Consider the following 18,958-nt stretch of genomic DNA (forward strand, 5'->3'; position numbering starts at 1 on the left):
CCAGTTCGACCAAACTTCGATCCTACTGGGGCGTGTCTGTGTGCTTGCTCACGGCCATTCGGCGATACACGGCTCGTCGGATGACGACCGGAACGAAGCGATACCCGCCGCGCACGATCACGTTGCGGAGGAACTGGCCGGGCGTGACGAACCCGTCCGCCAGTAGTCGGCGCTGCAGGGCCAGCTCGCTGCGGAACAGGGACAGGCCACCTCGCCGGTTGTATGCACCGGAGTCGACCCTGTACATGACCAGCGGTTCGGGCAGGTTGCGCACGGTGGCGCCGGCCATGATCATTCGCGCGAACAACCAGTAGTCCTCCATCAGCGGAAGATGGCGGTAGCCGCCTGAGGCCTCGACCGCCGACTTGCGATACACCACGGTGGGGTGGTTGAACGGGTCGCGGAATCTGGCCTGACGGCTGATTTCGGCCTGCCCGACCGGCGGAACCCGGCGGCCGAGGATCTTGTCGAGCTCGTTGAATTCGAGCATGCCCGTTCCGACCAGGTCGCAGCCCGCTTCGATGGCGGGCAGCTGCCGGGCGAATCGTTCCGGCAGCGAGATGTCGTCGGCATCCATTCGGGCGACCACGTCGAACCGGCAGGCGGCCAGCCCGCGGGTCAGCGCGACGGCCAGACCCACGTTGACGTCCAGGTCGACCCGGCGAACCTCCACCGGGGAGGCGTCGATGGCCGTGCTGATGGCCTCGGCCAGTGCCGGGCTGATCGGGCCGTCCCGTACCAGAACCACCTCGGTCGGGCGACGGGTCTGGTCGGTGACGGCGCTGGAGAACGCCCGGGTGAAGTACTCGGGTCGGTCCCCCAGGTAGACGGGCAGCAGCAGGGAGAAGGGCAGTCCGGGGCTCGTCACGACGAGGCCCTGGCCGGACCGGCCTCCGCCGCCTGGACGGACTCGCTCACCCGGCCGAACCCGGCCAGCACCTGGGCGTTCGTGGCCGGTCGGGTGGTGAGGCCTTCACGCAGGCCCTCCCGGAGGCCGTGCCGGAGCGTGGCCCGGTCTGCGGAATGCACGAAAGTACTGATCCAACTGCGGGCCGTCGCTCCGGCGTAGAGCACCCGCTCGAAGGGGGACAGTGCCGGCGAGAGGCGCAGCAGCCACAACTTGTTGCGCACCTCCAGCCGGAACCGGGGCCCGGGGTCGATGTTCGTCGAGCCGAAGACCTTGGTCTTGTGCACCACGATGCTGCGTCGGCTGAGGTATCCCGTCGACCCGCGCAGGATCCGGGCGGTGTACTCGAAGTCATCGTTCCAGAGGAAGTACCCGGCTACCGGCAGACCGTGCTCGGCGACCGCGCGCGCGTCGATCATGACCGACACGAACGACGCCGACCGAACCGGGTAGCAGTCGAACTCGCGGGCGCGCTCCAGGGATCGGCGCGCGGCGAACGGCCGTGCCCGTGGCATGTTCATCGGGTGTTCCCGGCCGTCGGTCCAGTGCACTGTCGACGCGAGGATCCTGGTGGACGCCGGAGCGTGCGCGCGCGCCGTCAGGAGCTCCGCGAGTGCGGTCTCGGTGGGCACGGTGTCGTCGTCCATCAACCAGACCAGGTCCGCGCCGAGCGGCCCGACGGCCTCCGCCAGGCCGGCGGTGAAGCCGCCGGCCCCGCCGGTGTTCCGGTCGAGCACCACCAGGGTCACCTCGGGGTGCGCCGAGCGGACGGCCTCTGCAGTGCCGTCGGTGGAGGCGTTGTCGATCACCAGGACCTCATCGGGCCGGCGGGTTTGACCGGCCAGTGCGGCCAGGCTTTCCAGGAGCAGGTCGCGACGGTTGAAGGCCACGACCACGACCACGACCTTCTCGGCAGGCGTCTTCGTCATGACTTCTCAACTTTCAGTGGTTCGCGGAGTTCCCTGACCCAGTTCGGTCGCGCCCGCTGTGAGCCCGCCCGGTCTCGTCCCCACAGCCTGAACACTCCCCAGCCGAGCAGGAGCACAACCAGCAGAACGCCGGAGAGGATCTGGACCGGCCAGCCCGGTGCCCGGAAGGACACCGTCACGACATCGCCGGCGGCATCGGCGGGAATGTCGATGCCCATCAGGAAGCCATTGACGAGTTCGTCCGACACCTTTCCACCGTCGACCTCGTAGCCCGGCCACGAAATCCGGCTCAGGGCGACCTGGCCGCCGTCTTCGCCGACGGCGTCGACACGGAAGGAGACCCCCATGTCGTCCTCGTGGAGCACCGTCACCTCGGTGTCGTCAGAGCTCCAGACGACACTGCCGGCGCCAGGCACCGGGGTGTCCCGCACGATCAGCCGGGTCAGTTCGGTGTCCTGGGCCACGTGCCAGCCGTCGGGCGTCTCGGCCCAGAGTTCTTCCGGAACCGAGCTCTTCACGATCAGGACCGAGCTGACACCCAGGTCGTCGACGAGATTCTGGCCGGTGTCGATGCCCGCCGTGAACAGCTTCGGTAGCAGGTCCGCGCAGGTGACACCCTGGTAAGCCATGCAGAGCGCATCGCCGTAGCCGGGGTAGAAGACCGAGGTGTAGGCGTTCTGCACGGGGGCCTCCGGGATGTACCAGAGGTTGGCCACCGTGGTTTCAGCCCAGTCGCCCGGCTGGATCGCACCGTTCTGCGGTCCGCCGACCACGAGGACATCTCCCTCGGCGTCGGTGAGCAGGTCCCGATAGCTCTGAACCGAGCTCGGCACCTGGTAGTTCAGCAGCGGACCACTGGTGTGCACGATGTGCTGGGGGTAGATCACGCCGAGGGTCACGATCACCGCCAGGGCTGGGAGAAGCCAGACGCGTGAGGCGCGCGCCCGGTCCCGCAACGGTGCGGAGAGTCCCGGCAGCCCGCCGGGAGAGGTGATCCGGTAGAACACCCAGAGCACGACAAGAACAGCGACGGTGGCCAGGGCCACCACCCCGGCGTACTGCGGACCCTGGAACACCGTCAGCATGGCGCCGAAAAGGGTGTACGCGCAGGCGGCCAGGAAGCGCCGGCGGGAGATCACCTCGACCCTGGCCAGAGACAGCCCGATAGCCAGGATCAGGAGCACCGCGATCGCCAGGTACGGCATCATCCGCAACGGAATGCGGAGCGGCCCGACGTCGCTGGGCAGCAGCACACCGATCAGCGCGACGCCGAAGAAGATCACCACGCTCAGCCGGGTGGCCAGCACCGGCATCAACCGCTTCCACGCGACGAACGCGAACAGCGGGAGCATCCAACTTATATAGACCAGCGGCGCCGACGGGAAGAAGGCACCGAAGAAGCCGACCTGCGGAATCCCGACGGGCGTGTTCGCCGCCACCAGGCCGCTCAAGTCCACCGTCAGGAGCCCGGTGTTCACGACGCCCTTGGTGCGCCCGGACGTTCCCGCGGTCAGGAGCCCCGGCAGGTGCACGATGACGGCGAACAGTCCGGCGCCGGTGGCGATCAGGAAGGCGCGCACGATGGATGCCCGGTGCCGGGCGATGAACGCCTCGGCAATCGTGGCCGCCAGGGCCACGGCCAGGAAGATGGTGGCGTGCACGTAGCCGATACCGACGGTGCCGATGCAGGCCAGCAACGCCAGGGTGGGCGACTTGGCCGAGAACACGGCCCGCCGAGTCAGCGCCCAGGCCAGAGCCCACATGCTCCAGGCCAGCAGACCGTTGACCCAGGTGGTCGCATCCAGGTAGAAGGTCACGCCCGTGAACGGCAGCGCGACGGCGACGGCCGCCGCCCAGCCGCGGCCGGCTTGGAAGGTGCGGGCCAGCAGGTACGCGCCCAGCGAACCCGCGACCAGGCAGAGGACCTTGACGACAGTGGAGAAGATCAGGGCGTTGCCCGCCCAGTGCGACCAGATGCCGATCAGCCAGAGGACCGGGCTGAAGATCCCCCACGCGCCCTCGGCGAGATAGTTGCCGGACTGCCAGACCAGGGGGTTGATCAGCGACCAGTTGCCCTCGAGAATGCGGGTGCCGATCTCGTACCACTGCCCGAAGGCACCCGACTGGGTGTCGTCGATGAAGTAGTAGCCGCGGTTGACCAGCAACGGCAGGGCAGCCCCGACCAGTACGGCGACGACCACAATGGCGGGCCATACGAATCTCGACTTCAGCAACAGTTTGCCCTTTTCTCGCCCTGATCAGGATGTGACGGTCGTCACTGTGCGCGCCCGCAGGGGTGATTGCCGGCCCGCTCTGAGCGAACCGCCTCCCCATTCTCGCTTAGGGTCGCCCCGCGCGGGGACAGAGGTCGCTCAGGACCACCCGGTATCGTGAAGGCTCAGCACTACGAAGGATGCGAGTCACACTTAACTTATGACACACGATGCGACGTTCCCTGATGATCAGCCTCTCGTCTCGATCGTCATCCCCGCCTACAACAACGCGGACTACCTCGACGAGACCATGAAGAGCGTGCTCGGCCAGACGTATACCAACCTCGAGGTGATCGTCTCCGACCACGCGTCCATCGACGACACCTGGGCCGTCATGCAGCGTTACAGCGCCGACCCGCGCGTCACCCTGCTGCACACCGAGGGTGGCGGCGGGGCGCTGCGCAACTGGAACCGAGTGAGCCAGGCGGCCACCGGCGAGCTGATCAAACTCGTCTGCGGCGACGACCTGCTCTACCCCACCATCGTCGCCCAGCAGGTTGCCGCGCTCATGAACGAGCCCGGCGCCGTGCTGACCGCCTCCCCGCGTGACATCGTCGACGCCAACGGCGTACCGGTGCTGAAGAACCGTGGCCTGGCCGGCCTGATCGGTGTGCACGACGGCGCCGTCGCCGTGCGGAAGACCATCACCCAGGGCACCAACATCTTCGGCGAACCCGGCTGCGTGATGATGCGCCGGAGCGTTCTGGAGAAGGTGGGCTGGTGGGATTCGCGCTGGCCGTACCTGATCGACGAGACCTCTTATTCGATGGTCCTGCTCGAGGGAAAGTTCGTCGGCGTACCCGGCAGCCTGGCCGGCTTCCGCATCTCCGACAGCCAGTGGAGCGTGCGCCTGGTCGCCGAGCAGGCCGAGCAGGCTATCGGCTTCCACAACTGGATGGCCAAGACTCGCCCCGACGTCGTGTCCAGCACCGACCGGCGGATCGGCAACACCCGCGCCAGGGTGATGGCCCAGGTGCGCCGGCTCGCCTACATCTGGCTCGGCCGTCGCATGTCCAAGGCGGTGACGACGGATGCCGCAGCCAACTGACCCGGCCGACGAAACGGCCCGTGTGATAGGTTCTGAACCCGTGACACTCCCCTCTGCAGAACCCGACGTCGCCGACCACAGCATCTCGATCGTCATCCCCGTCTATCAGGGAGAACGTACCCTCACCGGCGTTCTCGAGGAGATCGAACCGCTCACCCGGCTGAGCATCACCCCTGATGGCTACAGCTTCCAGGTCGAAGAGGTCCTGCTGGTCTTCGACCACGGTCCGGACGACTCGGCGTCGATCATCCGCACCATCACCGACAGGTTCCCGTTCGCCCGCGGCATCTGGCTGAGCAAGAACTTCGGCCAGCACGCGGCGACCCTCGCCGGCATGGCGTCCTCCGGCGGCGACTGGATCGTCACCCTCGACGAGGACGGCCAGCACGACCCCCGCGCCATCGGCGGGATGCTCGACACCGCCATGCGCGAGCAGGCCAGCGTCGTCTACGCCAAGCCGACCAACCCGGCCCCGCACGGCCCCGTGCGCAACGCCGCCTCGAAGACCGCGAAATACCTGCTCACCAAGCTGTCCGGCACCGGCGCGGCCGCTGACTACCAGAGCTACCGGCTGATGCTGGGCAACATCGGGCGCAGCGTCGCCGCCTACGCCGGCTCCGGGGTCTACCTCGACGTCGCCATCGGCTGGGTCGCCTCCCGCGTCACGACCTCCCCGGTCGAACTGCGCGAGGAAGGTGAACGCAGCTCCGGCTATTCGGCCCGACGACTGTTCTCGCACTTCTGGCGCATGATCCTCACCACCGGCACGAGGGGGCTGCGGATCGTCAGCGGCCTCGGCGTCATCTTTGCCGTGATCGGTGTGATCTTCGCTGTCGTCATCTTCATCCAGCGCCTCGCCGGCGACATCGCCATCCAGGGCTGGGCGTCGCTGAGCGTCCTGGTGCTGCTGAGCGCGGGGTTCATCCTGTTCTCCCTGGGCATCATCGCGGAGTACATCGGCATCAACGTGAACATGGCCATGGGCAAGCCGCCGTACCTCATCACGACCGACCCGGCGGATGGGCCTCTCGGGCGGACGCGCAAAGCGGCCAAGTGACCACCTACGTCTGGGTGATCGGGGCCCGCGGCCTCCTCGGCGGCGCCACGGCTGCCGCGATCAGCCGTCGCCCCGGCTGGGTGCTGCTGAACGCAGAACCGCTGCCGTGGGCCGATGACGACGCCCTGGCGGCCGCCGCCGCGGCGACCGCCGCCCGGCTGCTCGAGACCGCCGCAACCGAGCGCACGAACTGGGCGGTGCTCTGGCTGGCCGGAAACGCCGTCACCTCCACACCCCCGGCTGCGATCGATCGGGAACTGCGTCAGCTGCGCCTGGTGCTGGACGCTGTCGGTACCGCCGCCGCCCACCAGGGCACCTCCGGCGCCGGCGCCGTGTTCTACGCGTCCTCGGCCGGCGGAGTGTACGGCGGTTCGGCGCATCCGCCGTTCAACGAAAACAGCGCACCGGTGCCGATCTCGGGCTACGGACGGTTCAAGCTCGACGCCGAGGCGAGCCTGTTCGCCTTCTCCCGGGCCAGCGGGGTCTCGGTGCTCGCCGGCCGGATCGCGAACCTGTACGGGCCCGGCCAGAAGCTGGGCAAGATGCAGGGCCTGATCTCGCACCTGGCCAAGGCCCAGTTCTCACCCAAGCCGGCGTCGATCTTCGTGCCGCTGGAGACCATGCGGGACTACATTTTCGTGCGTGACTGCGCCGAACTCGTCGTGGACTGCGTCGCCAGGCTGCTCGAGGTCACCGCCGCCACCGGACGCACCGAGGTGATCAAGAACCTCGCCTCGGGTCAGGCCGTGACGATCAGCAACCTGCTCGGCCAGATCCGCAGCCTCGCCAAGGGCCAGCCGAACGTGATGCTGGGCTACTCGGCCGAGGCCTCGATGCAGGGCCTGGATCTGCGTATCACCTCGACGGTGTGGCCCGACCTGGACCGGCGGCAGCTGACCAGTCTGCCCGCGGGGATCAAGGCCACCATGGACGACGTGCTCGCCCACATCCAGTCCGGCGGCTGACACCCCGCCCAGGCGGCGCCGTCGTCCAGATGCCGCAAAAGGCCCCATGGAACTCATCCATGGGGCCTTTAGCCGTGATTCGGCCGGCTGTTAGTCGGTCTTGAGCAGCCCGTTCAGGTAGACGCCGTAACCGCTCTTGGCGAGCGGGGCGGCGAGACGGCTCAGCTGGGCGTCGTCGATCCAGCCGGCGCGCCAGGCGATCTCTTCGATGCAGCCGATCTTGTGGCCCTGGCGGTCTTCGATGACGCGCACGTATTCGGAGGCCTGCATCATCGATTCGAAGGTGCCGGTGTCCAGCCAGGCGGTGCCGCGGTCCAGGACCTGCACGTGCAGGTTGCCCTGGTTGAGGTAGCGCTCGTTGACGGTGGAGATCTCCAGCTCGCCGCGGGCGCTGGGTTCGATGGACTTGGCGATCTCGACGACGGAGTTGTCGTAGAAGTACAGTCCGGGCACGGCGTAGTTGCTCTTGGGCTTGGTCGGCTTCTCTTCGATCGACACGGCGGTGAAGTCGTCGTCGAACTCCACGACTCCATAGGAGGTGGGGTTGGACACGTGGTACGCGAAGATCAGGGCGCCGTCGATGTCGGCGTTGTTGCGGAGCGCCGAGCCCAGGCCGGCGCCGTGGAAGATGTTGTCGCCCAGCACCAGGGCGACGCTGTCATCGCCGATGAAGTCCTCACCGATGGTGAACGCCTGCGCGAGGCCGTCCGGGGAGGGCTGCACGGCGTATTCGAGGCGGAGGCCGAGCTCGCTGCCGTCGCCGAGGAGGGCCTTGAACTGGTCGTTGTACTCGGGGGTGGTGATGATGAGCACCTCGCGGATACCGGCCATCATCAGCGTCGAGAGGGGGTAGTAGATCATCGGCTTGTCGTAGATGGGCATCAACTGTTTGGAGATGCCCTTGGTGATCGGCCAGAGGCGGGTTCCTGAGCCTCCGGCGAGAATGATTCCGCGCATGGTCTAGTTCCGTTCGTTGAGCGACTGGTAGTAGGCGCGGGCGGCGTCCCAGGTGGGCAGCAGTCCGCTCGCGGCGGCCTCGGCGAGGCTGGGTGCGTCGGTGTCTTTCGGGGAGAGCAGCAGCTCTCCGGCCGAGGACGGGAAGATCAGGCCGACCTCGTCATCGAGCGGGTTGATCCCGTGCTCGGCGCCGGCGGTGTAGGTGGAGGAGACCAGGTAGCTCACGGTGGCCTTGTCGGTCAGGGCGACGAAAGCGTGGCCGAGGCCCTCGGAGATGTAGACGGCCTTACGGTCGACGTCGTCCAGCAGTACGGAGTCCCACTGGCCGAAGGTGGGCGAACCGACCCGGATGTCGACGATGAAGTCGATGATCGCACCGTGCGTGGCGGTGACGTACTTGGCCTGGCCCGGCGGGATGTCTGCGAAGTGGATGCCGCGCACGACGCCGCGGCTGGACATGCTGGTGTTGGCCTGACGCAGGTCCAGCGGGTGCCCGACCGCCTCGGACAACTTGTCGAAGCGGTACCACTCGAGGAAGACTCCCCGGTCGTCCCCGAACTGCTTGGGGGTCACCTCGTAGGAATCGGGGACGGAGAGTTCACGAATCTGCACGTTTGCCAGCCTAGCAAGGCGTGTCCAGTAGAATCGCGGAGGCACCTTTACGCAAACGGAATGGTCACGTATATATATGAAGATCCTCGTCACCGGCGGAGCCGGGTTCATCGGCTCGAACTTTGTTCGTCGCACCCTGCAGGACGCTTACCCGGGCCTGGAAGGCGCCGAAGTCGTCGTCCTGGACGCCCTCACCTACTCCGGCAACCTGGAGAACCTGGCCCCCGTGGCCGATTCCGACCGCTACACCTTCGTCGAGGGCGACATCCGCGACGGCGCTCTGCTGGACACCCTGTTCCCGGGCCTCGACGCCGTGGTGCACTTCGCCGCGGAATCCCACGTGGACCGCTCCGTGCGGGACGCCTCGATCTTCGTCGAGACCAACGTGCTCGGCACCCAACAGCTGCTCGACGCGGCACTGCGCAACAACCTGCCCAGGTTCGTGCACGTGTCCACCGACGAGGTCTACGGCTCCATCGCCGAAGGCTCCTGGAACGAGGAGCGCGCCCTCGAGCCCAACTCGCCGTACTCCGCGTCGAAGGCCGGCAGCGACCTGCTCGCCCGCAGCTACCACCGCACCCACGGCCTGAACGTGTCGATCACCCGGTGCTCGAACAACTACGGCCCGTACCACTTCCCCGAGAAGGTCATCCCGCTGTTCGTGACCAACCTCATCGACGACCTGCACGTTCCCCTCTACGGCGAGGGCAACAACATCCGTGACTGGCTGCACGTGGACGACCACACCCGCGCCATCGCGATGGTGCTGGTCTCCGGCCGCGCCGGCGAGATCTACAACATCGGCGGCGGTACCGAGCTGACCAACGTCGAGCTCACTCAGCTGCTGCTGGACGCCACCGGCAAGGACTGGTCCTACGTGGACCGGGTCGCCGACCGTCTCGGCCACGACCTGCGCTACTCCGTGGACATCTCCAAGATCCAGGCCGAACTCGGCTACTCCCCCGAGGTGCCCTTCGAGAAGGGCCTGGCCGACGTGGTGCAGTGGTACCGCGACAACCGCTCCTGGTGGGAACCCCTCAAGGCCCGCGCGGCGTTGAGCTGAGCCTGCTGACATGACCCGTTATCTGATCGCCGGCGCGGCCGGGATGCTCGGCCGCGACCTGCAGGACGCCCTCTCCGACCGTGATGTCACGGCCGTGGACCGCAGCGAGCTGGACATCACCGACCTCGCCGCCGTTCAGAAGGCCGTCACCGGCCACGACGTGATCATCAACGCCGCCGCGTACACCGCGGTGGACGCGGCGGAGGAGAACGAGGCCGCCGCGTATGCGGTGAACGCCATCGGCCCGCGCAACCTCGCGATCGCGGCCGCCGCCAGCGGTGCGAAGCTCGTGCAGATCTCCACCGACTACGTCTTCGACGGCACCGGCAGCACGCCGTACCCCGAAGACACCGCGATCGACCCGCTCAACGCGTACGGCCGCACCAAGGCCGCCGGTGAACAGTTCGTGCTCACCGAGAATCCCGCCGGCAGCTACATCGTGCGCACAGCGTGGCTCTATGGCGCACACGGCCCCAACTTCGGCCGCACCATGCTCACCCTCGCCGCGGGCCGGGACACCGTCTCCGTCGTCGCCGACCAGTTCGGCCAACCCACCTGGACCGTCGACCTGGCCCGCCAGATCGTGGCGATGCTCGACGCCGACGCGCCAGCCGGCATCTACCACGGCACCAACGCCGGGCAGACGAACTGGTTCGGGTTCGCCAGGGCCGTGTTCGCCAACGCGGGCCTGGACCCTGACCGGGTGCTACCCACCGACGGCCGCACGTTCGTGCGTCCGGCACCACGACCGTCGTACTCGGTACTCGGGCACGACGCCTGGTCCGCTGCCGGCCTGGCCCCGATGCGGCCCTGGACCGAGGCCCTCGAGGACGCCTCGACCCACGGCGCTTTCACCCCGTCATGATCACCCTCCGGGTCATCGTCGACCAGATGGTCTCGCCCGTTCCCGGCGGGCTCGGCCGGTACACCGAGGAACTCACCCGGTCGCTGATCGCCACGGCGCCAACCGACTGTGCGGTCGAAGGCATCGTCTCGGCCACCTCGGCGGAGCACTACGACCAGATCACCGACGCCCTGCCCGGCCTGGCGGGCCTGCACAAGATGGCACTGGCGCGCCGCGAACTCGCCGCGGCCTGGCAGCTCGGTGTGGCGACCTCGGCCGGCCGCGGCCTCGTGCACGCCCCCGGCCTGTTTGCTCCGCTGCACCGGCACGACAGGGTCAGGGACGAGACCCAGGTCGCCGTGACGGTGCACGACGTGCTCGCCTGGACGCATCCGGAGTCGTTGACCCCGACCACCGTCTCCCGAACCAAGCTGATGCTCAAACGCGCCCGCAAGCACGCCGACGCCATCGTGGTGCCCAGCCACGCCCTCGCCGACCAGCTCGGCGAGATCATGGACTTCGGCGACAGGGTGCGGGTGATCGGCGGGGCCGTCAGCAGCGGCCTGGTGCTGCCGACGAATTCCGCCGCCGCCGAAGCCATGGCCGTGGCCCTGGGGCTGCCCGACGAGTACATCCTCACCGCCGGCACCCTGGAACCGCGCCGCGCCGTGACCGCCCTCATCACGGCCCTGGGCCGTCCGGGCGCCGCGGAGCTGCCGCTGCTTGTTGTCGGACCGGATTCCTGGGGTGAGCTGACTCTCGCGTCGGTGGCCGACGAAGCCGGCCTCGCTCCCGACCGGGTGCGCGCGCTGGACGGCCTGACCGACCAGCAGCTCGCCCTGGTGATCTCGCGGGCGTCGGTCTTCGTCTACCCCAGCCTCGAGGAGGGCTTCGGCCTGCCGATCATCCAGGCTTTCCACTTCGGCACCCCGGTGATCCACTCGGATGCGCCGGCCCTGGTCGAGGCCGCCGGCGATGCGGGCTTCGTGGTGGAGCGTGACGACCCGGCCGGCTACCCCGATCGGCTCGCCGCCGCCCTGGACCGGGTGCTTGGCGACACCGCCCTCGCCGACAGGTTGCGCATCTTCGGCGGCGACAGGGCCAGGGCGTTCAGCTGGCGGGACACCGCCGAACGCGTCTGGCAGTTGCACGCCGACCTCTGAGCCCATCGGGCCCGATCAACGGCTCAGGGTCAGGGTGCGGGGGTCTCTGTGACCGGGTTCAGCGCGGCGTCGATCAGGCCGGCGATGTAGTCGTAGTCGGGGTCTGTCGGGTCCACGTTGTTGGCCGGCACCAGTTCGACGGCGCCCACCGGGAGTTCCTTGGTCTTGGCCGCGAGGCGGGTGAAGTAGCCGAGCATGCCCTGGGGCACGTCGGTCTTGACGACCTCCTGGCCGGCCTGGGCCACACCCTGGAACTTGGTGAGGACGTTGCCCGGGTTGAACTGCTGCAGGATCGCCTCCTGCAGAACCCGCTGGCGGGACATCCGGTCGTAGTCGCTGGTGCCGTGCCTGGCGCGACCGTACCACAGGGCGGTGAAACCGTCCATGTGCTGCGGACCGGCCTCCACCCAGCCTTCCACGTCGCTGAGGTCGTCTTCCTGACCACCGATGGGCAGCCGCTCCGCCACGGTGATGTCCACGCCGCCGAGGGCGTCGATGAGCTGAGAGAAGCCCTGCATGTCGATGAGCACGTAGTACTGGATGGTGAGCCCGGTGACGCCGCTGGCGGCGTCACGCATGGCCTCGATGCCGGGTTCGCTGCCCTCGGCCACCGCGTTGGGGTACATCTCCGGGCTCTTGAGCTCCACCTCGGTGTAGATCGAGTTGAGCTGGCAGACGTCCACGTCGCAGACGCCGTCGTAGCCGTAGCCGTCCGGGTACGAGGCGTACAGGGGGGAATCCTCCGGGAACGGCACGTACTCGAGGTCGCGAGGGATGCCGATGATGTCGGCCTTGCCGGTCTCGGCGTCGATGCTGACCACCGAGGTGCTGTCCGGGCGCATGCCCAACCGGTCGGAACCGGCGTCGCCGCCGAGCAGCATGATGTTGTACCGGCCGTCGACCGGCGGCTCCGACGGGCCGGCCGCGAACACCGACGACAGGAACCCGCTGGCCGTCGTGGCAACGTAGGCGCCGTAGGAGGCGGTTCCGGCCACAGTGACCATCACCACTGTCGCCAGTCCGGCGATGAACGGCCGGGCCTTGGGCCGGGCCTTCACGAGGCGGGTCAACCGGATGGTGTCGAAGGTCAGGACCACCCAGACCAGGGCGTAGAACACCATCACGATGGCGAGGATCCACAGTCCGATCGAGTTGGTGGCCACGGTGAGCAGGATCTCGGGGTTCAGCGCGTAGACGATGCCGGCGATCACGCCGAGGCCGAGCAGACTCAGGCTGGCGCGCAGTCCGAACCGGCCGAGGCCGCGGCTTCCCGCGAGTACCTGGGCGGAGCCGGGCAGAAGGATGTTGAGGACCACGAGCCACCAGGCCCGGCGGGTCATGACCTGCCTGGAGCCGGAATTCGGGTGCCGGATCGGGCTGCTGGCGCTCGTCATAGTTTCGCTTGCAGGGCCGTGTTCTTCTGCTCCACCTGCTCGGCCAGCTGGTCGGCGTAGCCTTGCAGCTTGAGGCGCAGCGCGTCATCCGCCGTCGCCAGGATCTTGATGGCGATCAGGGCCGCGTTGCGCGCGCCGCCGATCGAGACCGTCGCGACGGGAACGCCGGCCGGCATCTGCACGATCGATAGCAGTGAGTCCAGGCCGTCCAGGCGGCCCAGCGGCACCGGAACGCCCACGACGGGAAGCGTGGTGACCGCGGCGAGCATGCCCGGAAGGTGTGCGGCGCCGCCGGCGCCGGCGATGATCACCTTGAGGCCGCGGCCCCAGGCTTCGGCGCCGTAGCGCATCATCTTTTCCGGCGTGCGGTGCGCTGAGACCACCTGCACCTCGTGGGCGACACCGAATTCGGCCAGCATGGCCGCGGCGTCGCTCATGACGTTCCAGTCGGAGTCCGACCCCATCACGACGCCGACGAGCGCGGCTGAGGAGGGGGCGGACTCGGGGGCGGGAGTCGCGAGGTTGTCTGGCACGGTGACGATCTTAGGCTTTAGTCCTGAAAATATGCCGCAGTGGCACGCGCCTGGTAGCTGACCGAGTCCAGATCGGGCCCGGATGCCGTCACGTGGCCGATCTTACGTCCGGGGCGGGGGTCCTTGCCGTAGTTGTGCACCTTGACCGTCGGCTGCTCGGCGAACGCGGCCGGGTACCGGGCCGCCATGCTTCCCTCGGCGGGGCCGCCGAGGACGTTGACCATCACCGACCAGGGGTCCCTGAGCGCCGTGTCGCCCAGCGGCAGGTCGAGCACTGCTCGCAGGTGCTGTTCGAACTGACTCGTGGTGGAGCCGTCGATCGACCAGTGACCGCTGTTGTGCGGCCGCATCGCGAGCTCGTTGACCAGCAACCGGCCGTCGGTGGTTTCGAAGAGTTCCACGGCGAGCACCCCGGTGACACCGATGCCCTCGGCCACCCGCTCGGCGATGTCGGCGGCGAGCGCGCTGAGCCGGCCGGCCGACTTCGGTGCCGGCGCGATGACCTCGGCGCAGACGCCGTTCTGCTGCACGGTCTCGACGACGGGCCAGATCGCGATCTCACCGGACGGGCGTCGCGCGACGACCTGGGCTAGTTCGCGGCGGAAGTCGACGAGCTCCTCGACCAACAGGTCGCCGCCGTTGGCGTCTTCGGCGAGCGCGAGGAACCAGTCGTCGGCCTCGTGGGCGTGGGACACCACGCGCACCCCCTTGCCGTCGTAGCCGCCCCTGGCTGTCTTCACGACGGCCCGGCCACCGTGATCGGCGAGGAACTGCGCCAGAGCGTCCGCGTCGGCCACCCGCGCCCAGTCGGGGACGGGCAGGCCCAGCTCGGTCAGGCGTTCCCGCATGAGCAGCTTGTCCTGGGCGTAGAGCAACGCGTCGGGTCCGGGGTGCACGCTGATGCCCCGGTTCACCAGTTCGCGGAGGATCACCTGCGGAACGTGTTCGTGGTCGAAGGTCACCACGTCGACGGTCTCGGCGAAGGCGAGGACGGTGGCCAGGTCGCGGTAGTCCCCCACCGACACCGCGGCGAGGTGCGCGGACATTCCGTCGGCCTCGGCCAGGACCCGGAGGTCGAGGCCGAGGTTCACCGCGGCGGGGATCATCATGCGGGCCAATTGGCCTCCGCCGATCACACCAACGATCGTTCTCATTTGTTCACCAATTTCTGTGCGACCGTTCATCCGAGGGGCCGGGAACTCCCAGGATGAGGAATATGCCGGGACGTAGACTGCGAGAGAAGCGCGTTTTCTCGCTACACGTTCCATTTTCACCTATCGGCCGGACGGATGCATGTCGAGAACAACCTTCAGCAGGTACCGGGTGCTGGCGTTCGCGACCCAGCTCGCGAAGTTCGGCATGGTCGGACTCGTCGGCTTCGCGGTGGACATCACAGTGTTCAATCTGCTGCGGGCCACCGTCTTCTCCCCAGAGGCCCTCGCCTCCGGCCCGATCTGGGCGAAGGTCGTCTCGACGGTCCTCGCCATCCTGGCCAACTGGGTCGGCAACCGGTACTGGACCTTTTCGAAGGACCGCCGGTCACAGACCCTGCGTGAGGGCCTGGAGTTCTTCGCGGTCAGCCTCGTCGGTATGGGAATCGGGCTGGCCTGCCTGTGGGTGAGCCACTACGTTCTCGGGTACACCAGCGTCATCGCCGACAACATCTCCTCGAACGTGATCGGCCTGCTGCTCGGAGCCGTCTTCCGCTTCACCCTGTACAGGTACTGGGTCTTCTCACCGTCCCGCCGGGACGCCACTGCGGTGCCCACCGGCACGGCGGCCACCGGTCCGGTGACCACCAGCACGGCAGCGCTGCGGCTACAGTCCCGCGCGGAGGCCGAATTTGTCACCGAGCGCTGACTGCTCCTGCCGGCGCGAGGCCATCACGCTCTGTGACTGCTCCATCAGGTCCTGCAGCACCTGCTGCACGAGGTCGGCGTCCGGCACGTCCCGCAGCGACAACGGCTGTTCCAGCCCCGAATTGATCCGCACCGTCCCGGACCGAAACAGCGACTGCAGCCAGTTCTTGCGCACGGTGACGTCGTAGCCCCTGCTGTGCAGCAGTTCCTGCCGCTCGTGCACGAAGATGCCGTGCACGAAGATGATCCGGCGGCTGGTCACCGTGTACCGCCGGGTGAGCCAGGACACCAGCGGCAACAACCAGAGCAGCACGACGACCAGGCCGGCGCCGACCAGGAGCATCACGTTCTGCCACGGCTCGGCCAGGCTTCCGGAGTAGTAGCCGGTCACGCCGCACGCGCCGATCAGGAACAGGGTGGGCCAGAACAGCGCCCTGGCGTGCGAGCGGAGCCGGGCGATGACCACCTCTGGCGCCGTCGTCGGCACGCCGGGCATCACTTGCGCTGGGTTGGTCATATACCCATTAATACCTCAGATTCAGTACCGCAGATGGGTCACGTCCCCCGCGGCGACGGCCTGTAGTTCGCCGTTCGTCTGGTCTTCCACGATCAGCCGGCCGTCCCCGTCCAGCCCGACGGCGGTGCCCACCAGGTCCTGCCCACCGGGCAGTTCGACGCGCACCGCGGCGCCCAGGGTGCCGCACAGGGCGGACACCTCGGCGTGCAGGCCGCTGGCCACGGGATCCGCCCCGGCGGCGAGGAAGTTCGCGGTGAGGCTCCGCAGCGCGTCGAGGTACGCGGCGAGCACCTCGTCGGCGTTCGGGATGCTACCGGTGACGAGCATCAGCGAGGTGGACGTGAGGGTGGGCAGGTCGTGCTCGTCCAGGCTCAGGTTCAGTCCGGTGCCGATGCACAGGCCGCTGGCATCCGGCAACAGCTCCGAAAGGATGCCGGAGACCTTGTAGCCGTCGATGAGCACGTCGTTGGGCCACTTCAGCGTCACCTCGTGCCGGGGTGCCTCCTCGTCGCCGGGCGGCGGCGCCGCGGCCTGCACGACCGAACGCACGGCCTGGGTCATGGCCGCGCCGGCGAGCAGGGGAAACCAGCCGTACCGGTTCGGCGGCAGCCGGCCGCTCTCCAGCCGTGGTCGCAGCAGCACCGAGATGGCCAGCGATTTGCCGCTGGGCGCCAGCCAGGTGCGGCCGAGCCGTCCGCGGCCGCTGGTCTGGTTGTCGGTGACGATGACCGACAGGTCGGGCCATGCCGACGCATCAGGGCCCGTGGCCCGGGTCACCAGCACATCGTTGGTGGAGCCGGCCTCGTCGAGGTACTCGAACCGTGCCCCGATGCCGCGGCTGATCGGAAATTCCATGCTGACGCCTCTTCTCACACCCCGCGGGGATCATAACTCCTGCAATTCTGCCCAGGTTTGGTGGGGCACCGGGCCGACACGCTCTGGGGGCGGTGCGGGGTGAGGCCGGTAGAGTGAACGGCGTGACTGAGAACCCGACCGGACCCGACCTGTACACGACGGCTGGCAAGCTCGCCGACCTCAAGATGCGCTACCACGAAGCCGTGACCGCGAGCGGCGAGGCCGCCATCGAGAAGCAGCACGCCAAGGGCAAGATGACCGCCCGCGAACGGGTGGCCGAGCTGCTGGATCCGGGCTCGTTCGTCGAACTCGACGAATTCGTGCGGCACCGCACCGTCGCGTTCGGCATGGAGAAGAAGCGCCCGTACGGCGACTCCGTCGTCACCGGCACCGGCACCATCCACGGCCGTCAGGTGGCCGTGTACTCGCAGGACTTCACGATCTTCGGCGGTTCGCTCGGCGAGGTGGCCGGCGAGAAGATCATCAAGGTGATGGACCTGGCTCTCAAGACCGGGGTGCCCATCATCGGCATCCTCGACTCCGGTGGAGCGCGCATCCAGGAGGGTGTCGTGGCCCTGGGCAAGTACGGCGAGATCTTCCGCCGCAACACCGCCGCATCCGGCGTGATCCCGCAGATCTCGATCATCTGCGGCCCGGCGGCCGGCGGCGCCGTGTACTCCCCCGCCCTGACCGACTTCGTGATCATGGTCGACAAGACCAGCCAGATGTTCGTCACCGGCCCCGACGTGATCAAGACCGTCACCGGCGAAGACGTGGGCATGGAGGAACTTGGCGGCGCGCTGACCCACAACACCATCTCCGGTGTGGCGCACTACCTGGCCAGTGACGAGTCCGACGCCCTCGATTACGCGCGCACCCTGCTCGGCTTCCTGCCGGACAACAACCTCGCCGAGCTACCCGTCTTCGACAGCGAGGTCGAACTCGAGACCACGGATTCCGACCTCAAGCTCAACACGCTGATCCCCGATTCGCCCAACCAGCCGTACGACGTGAAGACCGTCATCGAGCACATCGTCGACCACGGCGACTTCCTCGAGACCCAGCCGTTGTTCGCGCCCAACATCGTGGTGGGCTTCGCCCGCATCGAGGGCCGCAGCGTCGGCATCGTCGCCAACCAGCCCAACGCGATGGCCGGCACCCTCAACATCCAGGCCGGCGAGAAGGCCGCCAGGTTCGTCAGGTTCTGCGACGCGTTCTCGATCCCGATCCTCACCCTCGTCGACGTTCCCGGCTTCCTGCCAGGCACCGACCAGGAATGGACCGGCGTGATCCGTCGAGGCGCGAAGCTGCTCTACGCGTACGCGGAGGCCACGGTGCCGCTGGTCACCGTGATCCTGCGCAAGGCCTACGGCGGCGCCTACATCGTGATGGGCTCCAAGCAGCTCGGCGCCGACATCAACCTGGCCTGGCCGACCGCGGAGATCGCGGTCATGGGCGGCCAGGGCGCCGTGAACATCCTCTACCGTTCCGAGATCAAGAAGGCCGAAGCGGCCAACGAGGATGTCGCTGCCGTCCGCAGCCGGCTCGCCAACGAGTACACCTACAACGTGGCCAGCCCGTTCCTCGCCGCCGAACGCGGCGAGCTCGACGGGATCATCGAACCGTCCGCGACGCGGGTGTCCGTCGTCAAGGCGTTGCGGGCGCTGCGCACCAAGCGCGCCAGCCTGCCCGCCAAGAAGCACGGGAACATCCCGCTGTAGGCGGCGCTGCCATGACAGTCTCAGAGAACCGCGCCGGCTTCGACCCGGCCGAGCTCACCTTCGTCACGACGGGGGTCTCCGAACAGGAGGCAGCCGCGGTGACCGCCGTCCTGCGGGCCCTGCTGCGCGCCGAGTCGGACAACCTGCGGGCCACGCCGAACGGCCCCGCGAGCCCCTGGCAGGACAGCCAGCGGGCCATCAGGGCGCCGCTGCCGCGGGGCGACGAGCGCTGGCGGGGCTTCACGGCCTGAGCCGCACTCT

Annotated in this window: 19 protein-coding genes; 9 read left to right on the plus strand and 10 right to left on the minus strand. The window is 68.1% G+C overall.

Annotated features, from left to right (window positions below; all coding sequences use genetic code 11):
* Window positions 1-22: 22 nt before the first annotated feature.
* The 3 genes from E3T22_RS16055 to E3T22_RS16065 are packed head-to-tail and all read right to left on the minus strand — an operon-like array spanning window position 23 to window position 4,070.
* A complete protein-coding gene (locus E3T22_RS16055) occupies window positions 23-868 on the minus strand; it encodes a glycosyltransferase (protein WP_088455277.1) in 846 nt (281 codons plus the stop codon).
* Entirely contained in the window at window positions 865-1,836 is a 972-nt protein-coding gene (locus E3T22_RS16060; protein WP_088455276.1) for a glycosyltransferase, read from the minus strand. The genes E3T22_RS16055 and E3T22_RS16060 overlap by 4 nt, the downstream gene beginning before the upstream one ends.
* Window positions 1,833-4,070, minus strand: a complete 2,238-nt coding sequence (locus E3T22_RS16065) for a hypothetical protein (RefSeq protein WP_134481232.1) — start codon at window positions 4,068-4,070, stop codon at window positions 1,833-1,835. Before E3T22_RS16065 ends, E3T22_RS16060 begins: the two co-directional genes overlap by 4 nt.
* Window positions 4,071-4,269: 199 nt before the next feature.
* On the opposite strand from E3T22_RS16065, the gene E3T22_RS16070 reads away from it, so the two are divergent.
* The 3 genes from E3T22_RS16070 to E3T22_RS16080 are packed head-to-tail and all read left to right on the plus strand — an operon-like array spanning window position 4,270 to window position 7,179.
* Window positions 4,270-5,157, plus strand: coding sequence for a glycosyltransferase family A protein (locus tag E3T22_RS16070; protein WP_134481231.1), 888 nt, complete (start codon window positions 4,270-4,272; stop codon window positions 5,155-5,157).
* Between the two features lie 40 nt (window positions 5,158-5,197).
* Window positions 5,198-6,214 (plus strand): glycosyltransferase, encoded by a 1,017-nt coding sequence (locus E3T22_RS16075; RefSeq protein ID WP_240632372.1) that lies wholly within the window; start codon window positions 5,198-5,200, stop codon window positions 6,212-6,214.
* Complete coding sequence (locus E3T22_RS16080) at window positions 6,211-7,179, plus strand: NAD-dependent epimerase/dehydratase family protein (protein WP_134409459.1); 969 nt, start codon at window positions 6,211-6,213, stop codon at window positions 7,177-7,179. The genes E3T22_RS16075 and E3T22_RS16080 overlap by 4 nt, the downstream gene beginning before the upstream one ends.
* 90 nt (window positions 7,180-7,269) lie before the next feature.
* Here the strand turns inward: E3T22_RS16080 and rfbA are convergent, their stop codons facing one another.
* Together rfbA and E3T22_RS16090 are read right to left on the minus strand one after the other, a co-directional pair.
* Entirely contained in the window at window positions 7,270-8,136 is an 867-nt protein-coding gene (gene rfbA, locus E3T22_RS16085) for a glucose-1-phosphate thymidylyltransferase RfbA (RefSeq protein ID WP_088455272.1), read from the minus strand.
* 3 nt (window positions 8,137-8,139) lie between these two features.
* Complete coding sequence (locus tag E3T22_RS16090) at window positions 8,140-8,748, minus strand: dTDP-4-dehydrorhamnose 3,5-epimerase family protein (RefSeq protein ID WP_088455271.1); 609 nt, start codon at window positions 8,746-8,748, stop codon at window positions 8,140-8,142.
* A 76-nt stretch (window positions 8,749-8,824) separates the two neighbouring features.
* On the opposite strand from E3T22_RS16090, the gene rfbB reads away from it, so the two are divergent.
* From rfbB to E3T22_RS16105, 3 genes are read left to right on the plus strand one after another with little or no spacing between them, the layout of a single operon-like run.
* Window positions 8,825-9,811: a dTDP-glucose 4,6-dehydratase gene (gene rfbB, locus E3T22_RS16095; protein ID WP_088455270.1), complete on the plus strand. Its 987-nt coding sequence runs from the start codon at window positions 8,825-8,827 to the stop codon at window positions 9,809-9,811.
* Between the two features lie 10 nt (window positions 9,812-9,821).
* Window positions 9,822-10,676: a dTDP-4-dehydrorhamnose reductase gene (rfbD, locus tag E3T22_RS16100; protein ID WP_088455269.1), complete on the plus strand. Its 855-nt coding sequence runs from the start codon at window positions 9,822-9,824 to the stop codon at window positions 10,674-10,676.
* Window positions 10,673-11,818: a glycosyltransferase family 1 protein gene (locus E3T22_RS16105; RefSeq protein ID WP_088455268.1), complete on the plus strand. Its 1,146-nt coding sequence runs from the start codon at window positions 10,673-10,675 to the stop codon at window positions 11,816-11,818. The genes rfbD and E3T22_RS16105 overlap by 4 nt, the downstream gene beginning before the upstream one ends.
* 29 nt (window positions 11,819-11,847) lie before the next feature.
* Here E3T22_RS16105 and E3T22_RS16110 read toward each other — a convergent pair whose 3' ends face one another.
* The 3 genes from E3T22_RS16110 to E3T22_RS16120 form a co-directional block, all read right to left on the minus strand.
* Complete coding sequence (locus E3T22_RS16110; RefSeq protein WP_088455267.1) at window positions 11,848-13,212, minus strand: LCP family protein; 1,365 nt, start codon at window positions 13,210-13,212, stop codon at window positions 11,848-11,850.
* Window positions 13,209-13,676, minus strand: a complete 468-nt coding sequence (gene purE, locus E3T22_RS16115) for a 5-(carboxyamino)imidazole ribonucleotide mutase (RefSeq protein WP_088457867.1) — start codon at window positions 13,674-13,676, stop codon at window positions 13,209-13,211. Before purE ends, E3T22_RS16110 begins: the two co-directional genes overlap by 4 nt.
* Before the next feature lie 86 nt (window positions 13,677-13,762).
* Window positions 13,763-14,899 (minus strand): 5-(carboxyamino)imidazole ribonucleotide synthase, encoded by a 1,137-nt coding sequence (locus tag E3T22_RS16120; RefSeq protein ID WP_088455266.1) that lies wholly within the window; start codon window positions 14,897-14,899, stop codon window positions 13,763-13,765.
* Between the two features lie 139 nt (window positions 14,900-15,038).
* On the opposite strand from E3T22_RS16120, the gene E3T22_RS16125 reads away from it, so the two are divergent.
* Window positions 15,039-15,605 carry a GtrA family protein gene (locus E3T22_RS16125; protein ID WP_088455265.1) on the plus strand — a complete coding sequence of 189 codons (567 nt, stop codon included), beginning with the start codon at window positions 15,039-15,041 and terminating at the stop codon, window positions 15,603-15,605.
* On the opposite strand, the gene E3T22_RS16130 is transcribed toward E3T22_RS16125, so the two are convergent.
* Window positions 15,564-16,121, minus strand: coding sequence for a PH domain-containing protein (locus E3T22_RS16130; RefSeq protein ID WP_241983711.1), 558 nt, complete (start codon window positions 16,119-16,121; stop codon window positions 15,564-15,566). The genes E3T22_RS16125 and E3T22_RS16130 overlap by 42 nt on opposite strands.
* Before the next feature lie 21 nt (window positions 16,122-16,142).
* Entirely contained in the window at window positions 16,143-16,976 is an 834-nt protein-coding gene (locus E3T22_RS16135; protein WP_088455264.1) for a biotin--[acetyl-CoA-carboxylase] ligase, read from the minus strand.
* A gap of 185 nt (window positions 16,977-17,161) precedes the next feature.
* Here E3T22_RS16135 and E3T22_RS16140 point away from each other — a divergent pair, with 185 nt between their 5' ends.
* Both E3T22_RS16140 and E3T22_RS16145 read left to right on the plus strand, forming a co-directional pair.
* Window positions 17,162-18,697, plus strand: a complete 1,536-nt coding sequence (locus tag E3T22_RS16140; protein WP_088457865.1) for an acyl-CoA carboxylase subunit beta — start codon at window positions 17,162-17,164, stop codon at window positions 18,695-18,697.
* A gap of 11 nt (window positions 18,698-18,708) precedes the next feature.
* Window positions 18,709-18,948 (plus strand): acyl-CoA carboxylase epsilon subunit, encoded by a 240-nt coding sequence (locus tag E3T22_RS16145; RefSeq protein ID WP_088455263.1) that lies wholly within the window; start codon window positions 18,709-18,711, stop codon window positions 18,946-18,948.
* Window positions 18,949-18,958: the final 10 nt, after the last annotated feature.

Origin of the sequence: Cryobacterium sp. TMB3-10 (genome assembly GCF_004402305.1) — a bacterium.
GTDB lineage: Bacteria > Actinomycetota > Actinomycetes > Actinomycetales > Microbacteriaceae > Cryobacterium > Cryobacterium zongtaii.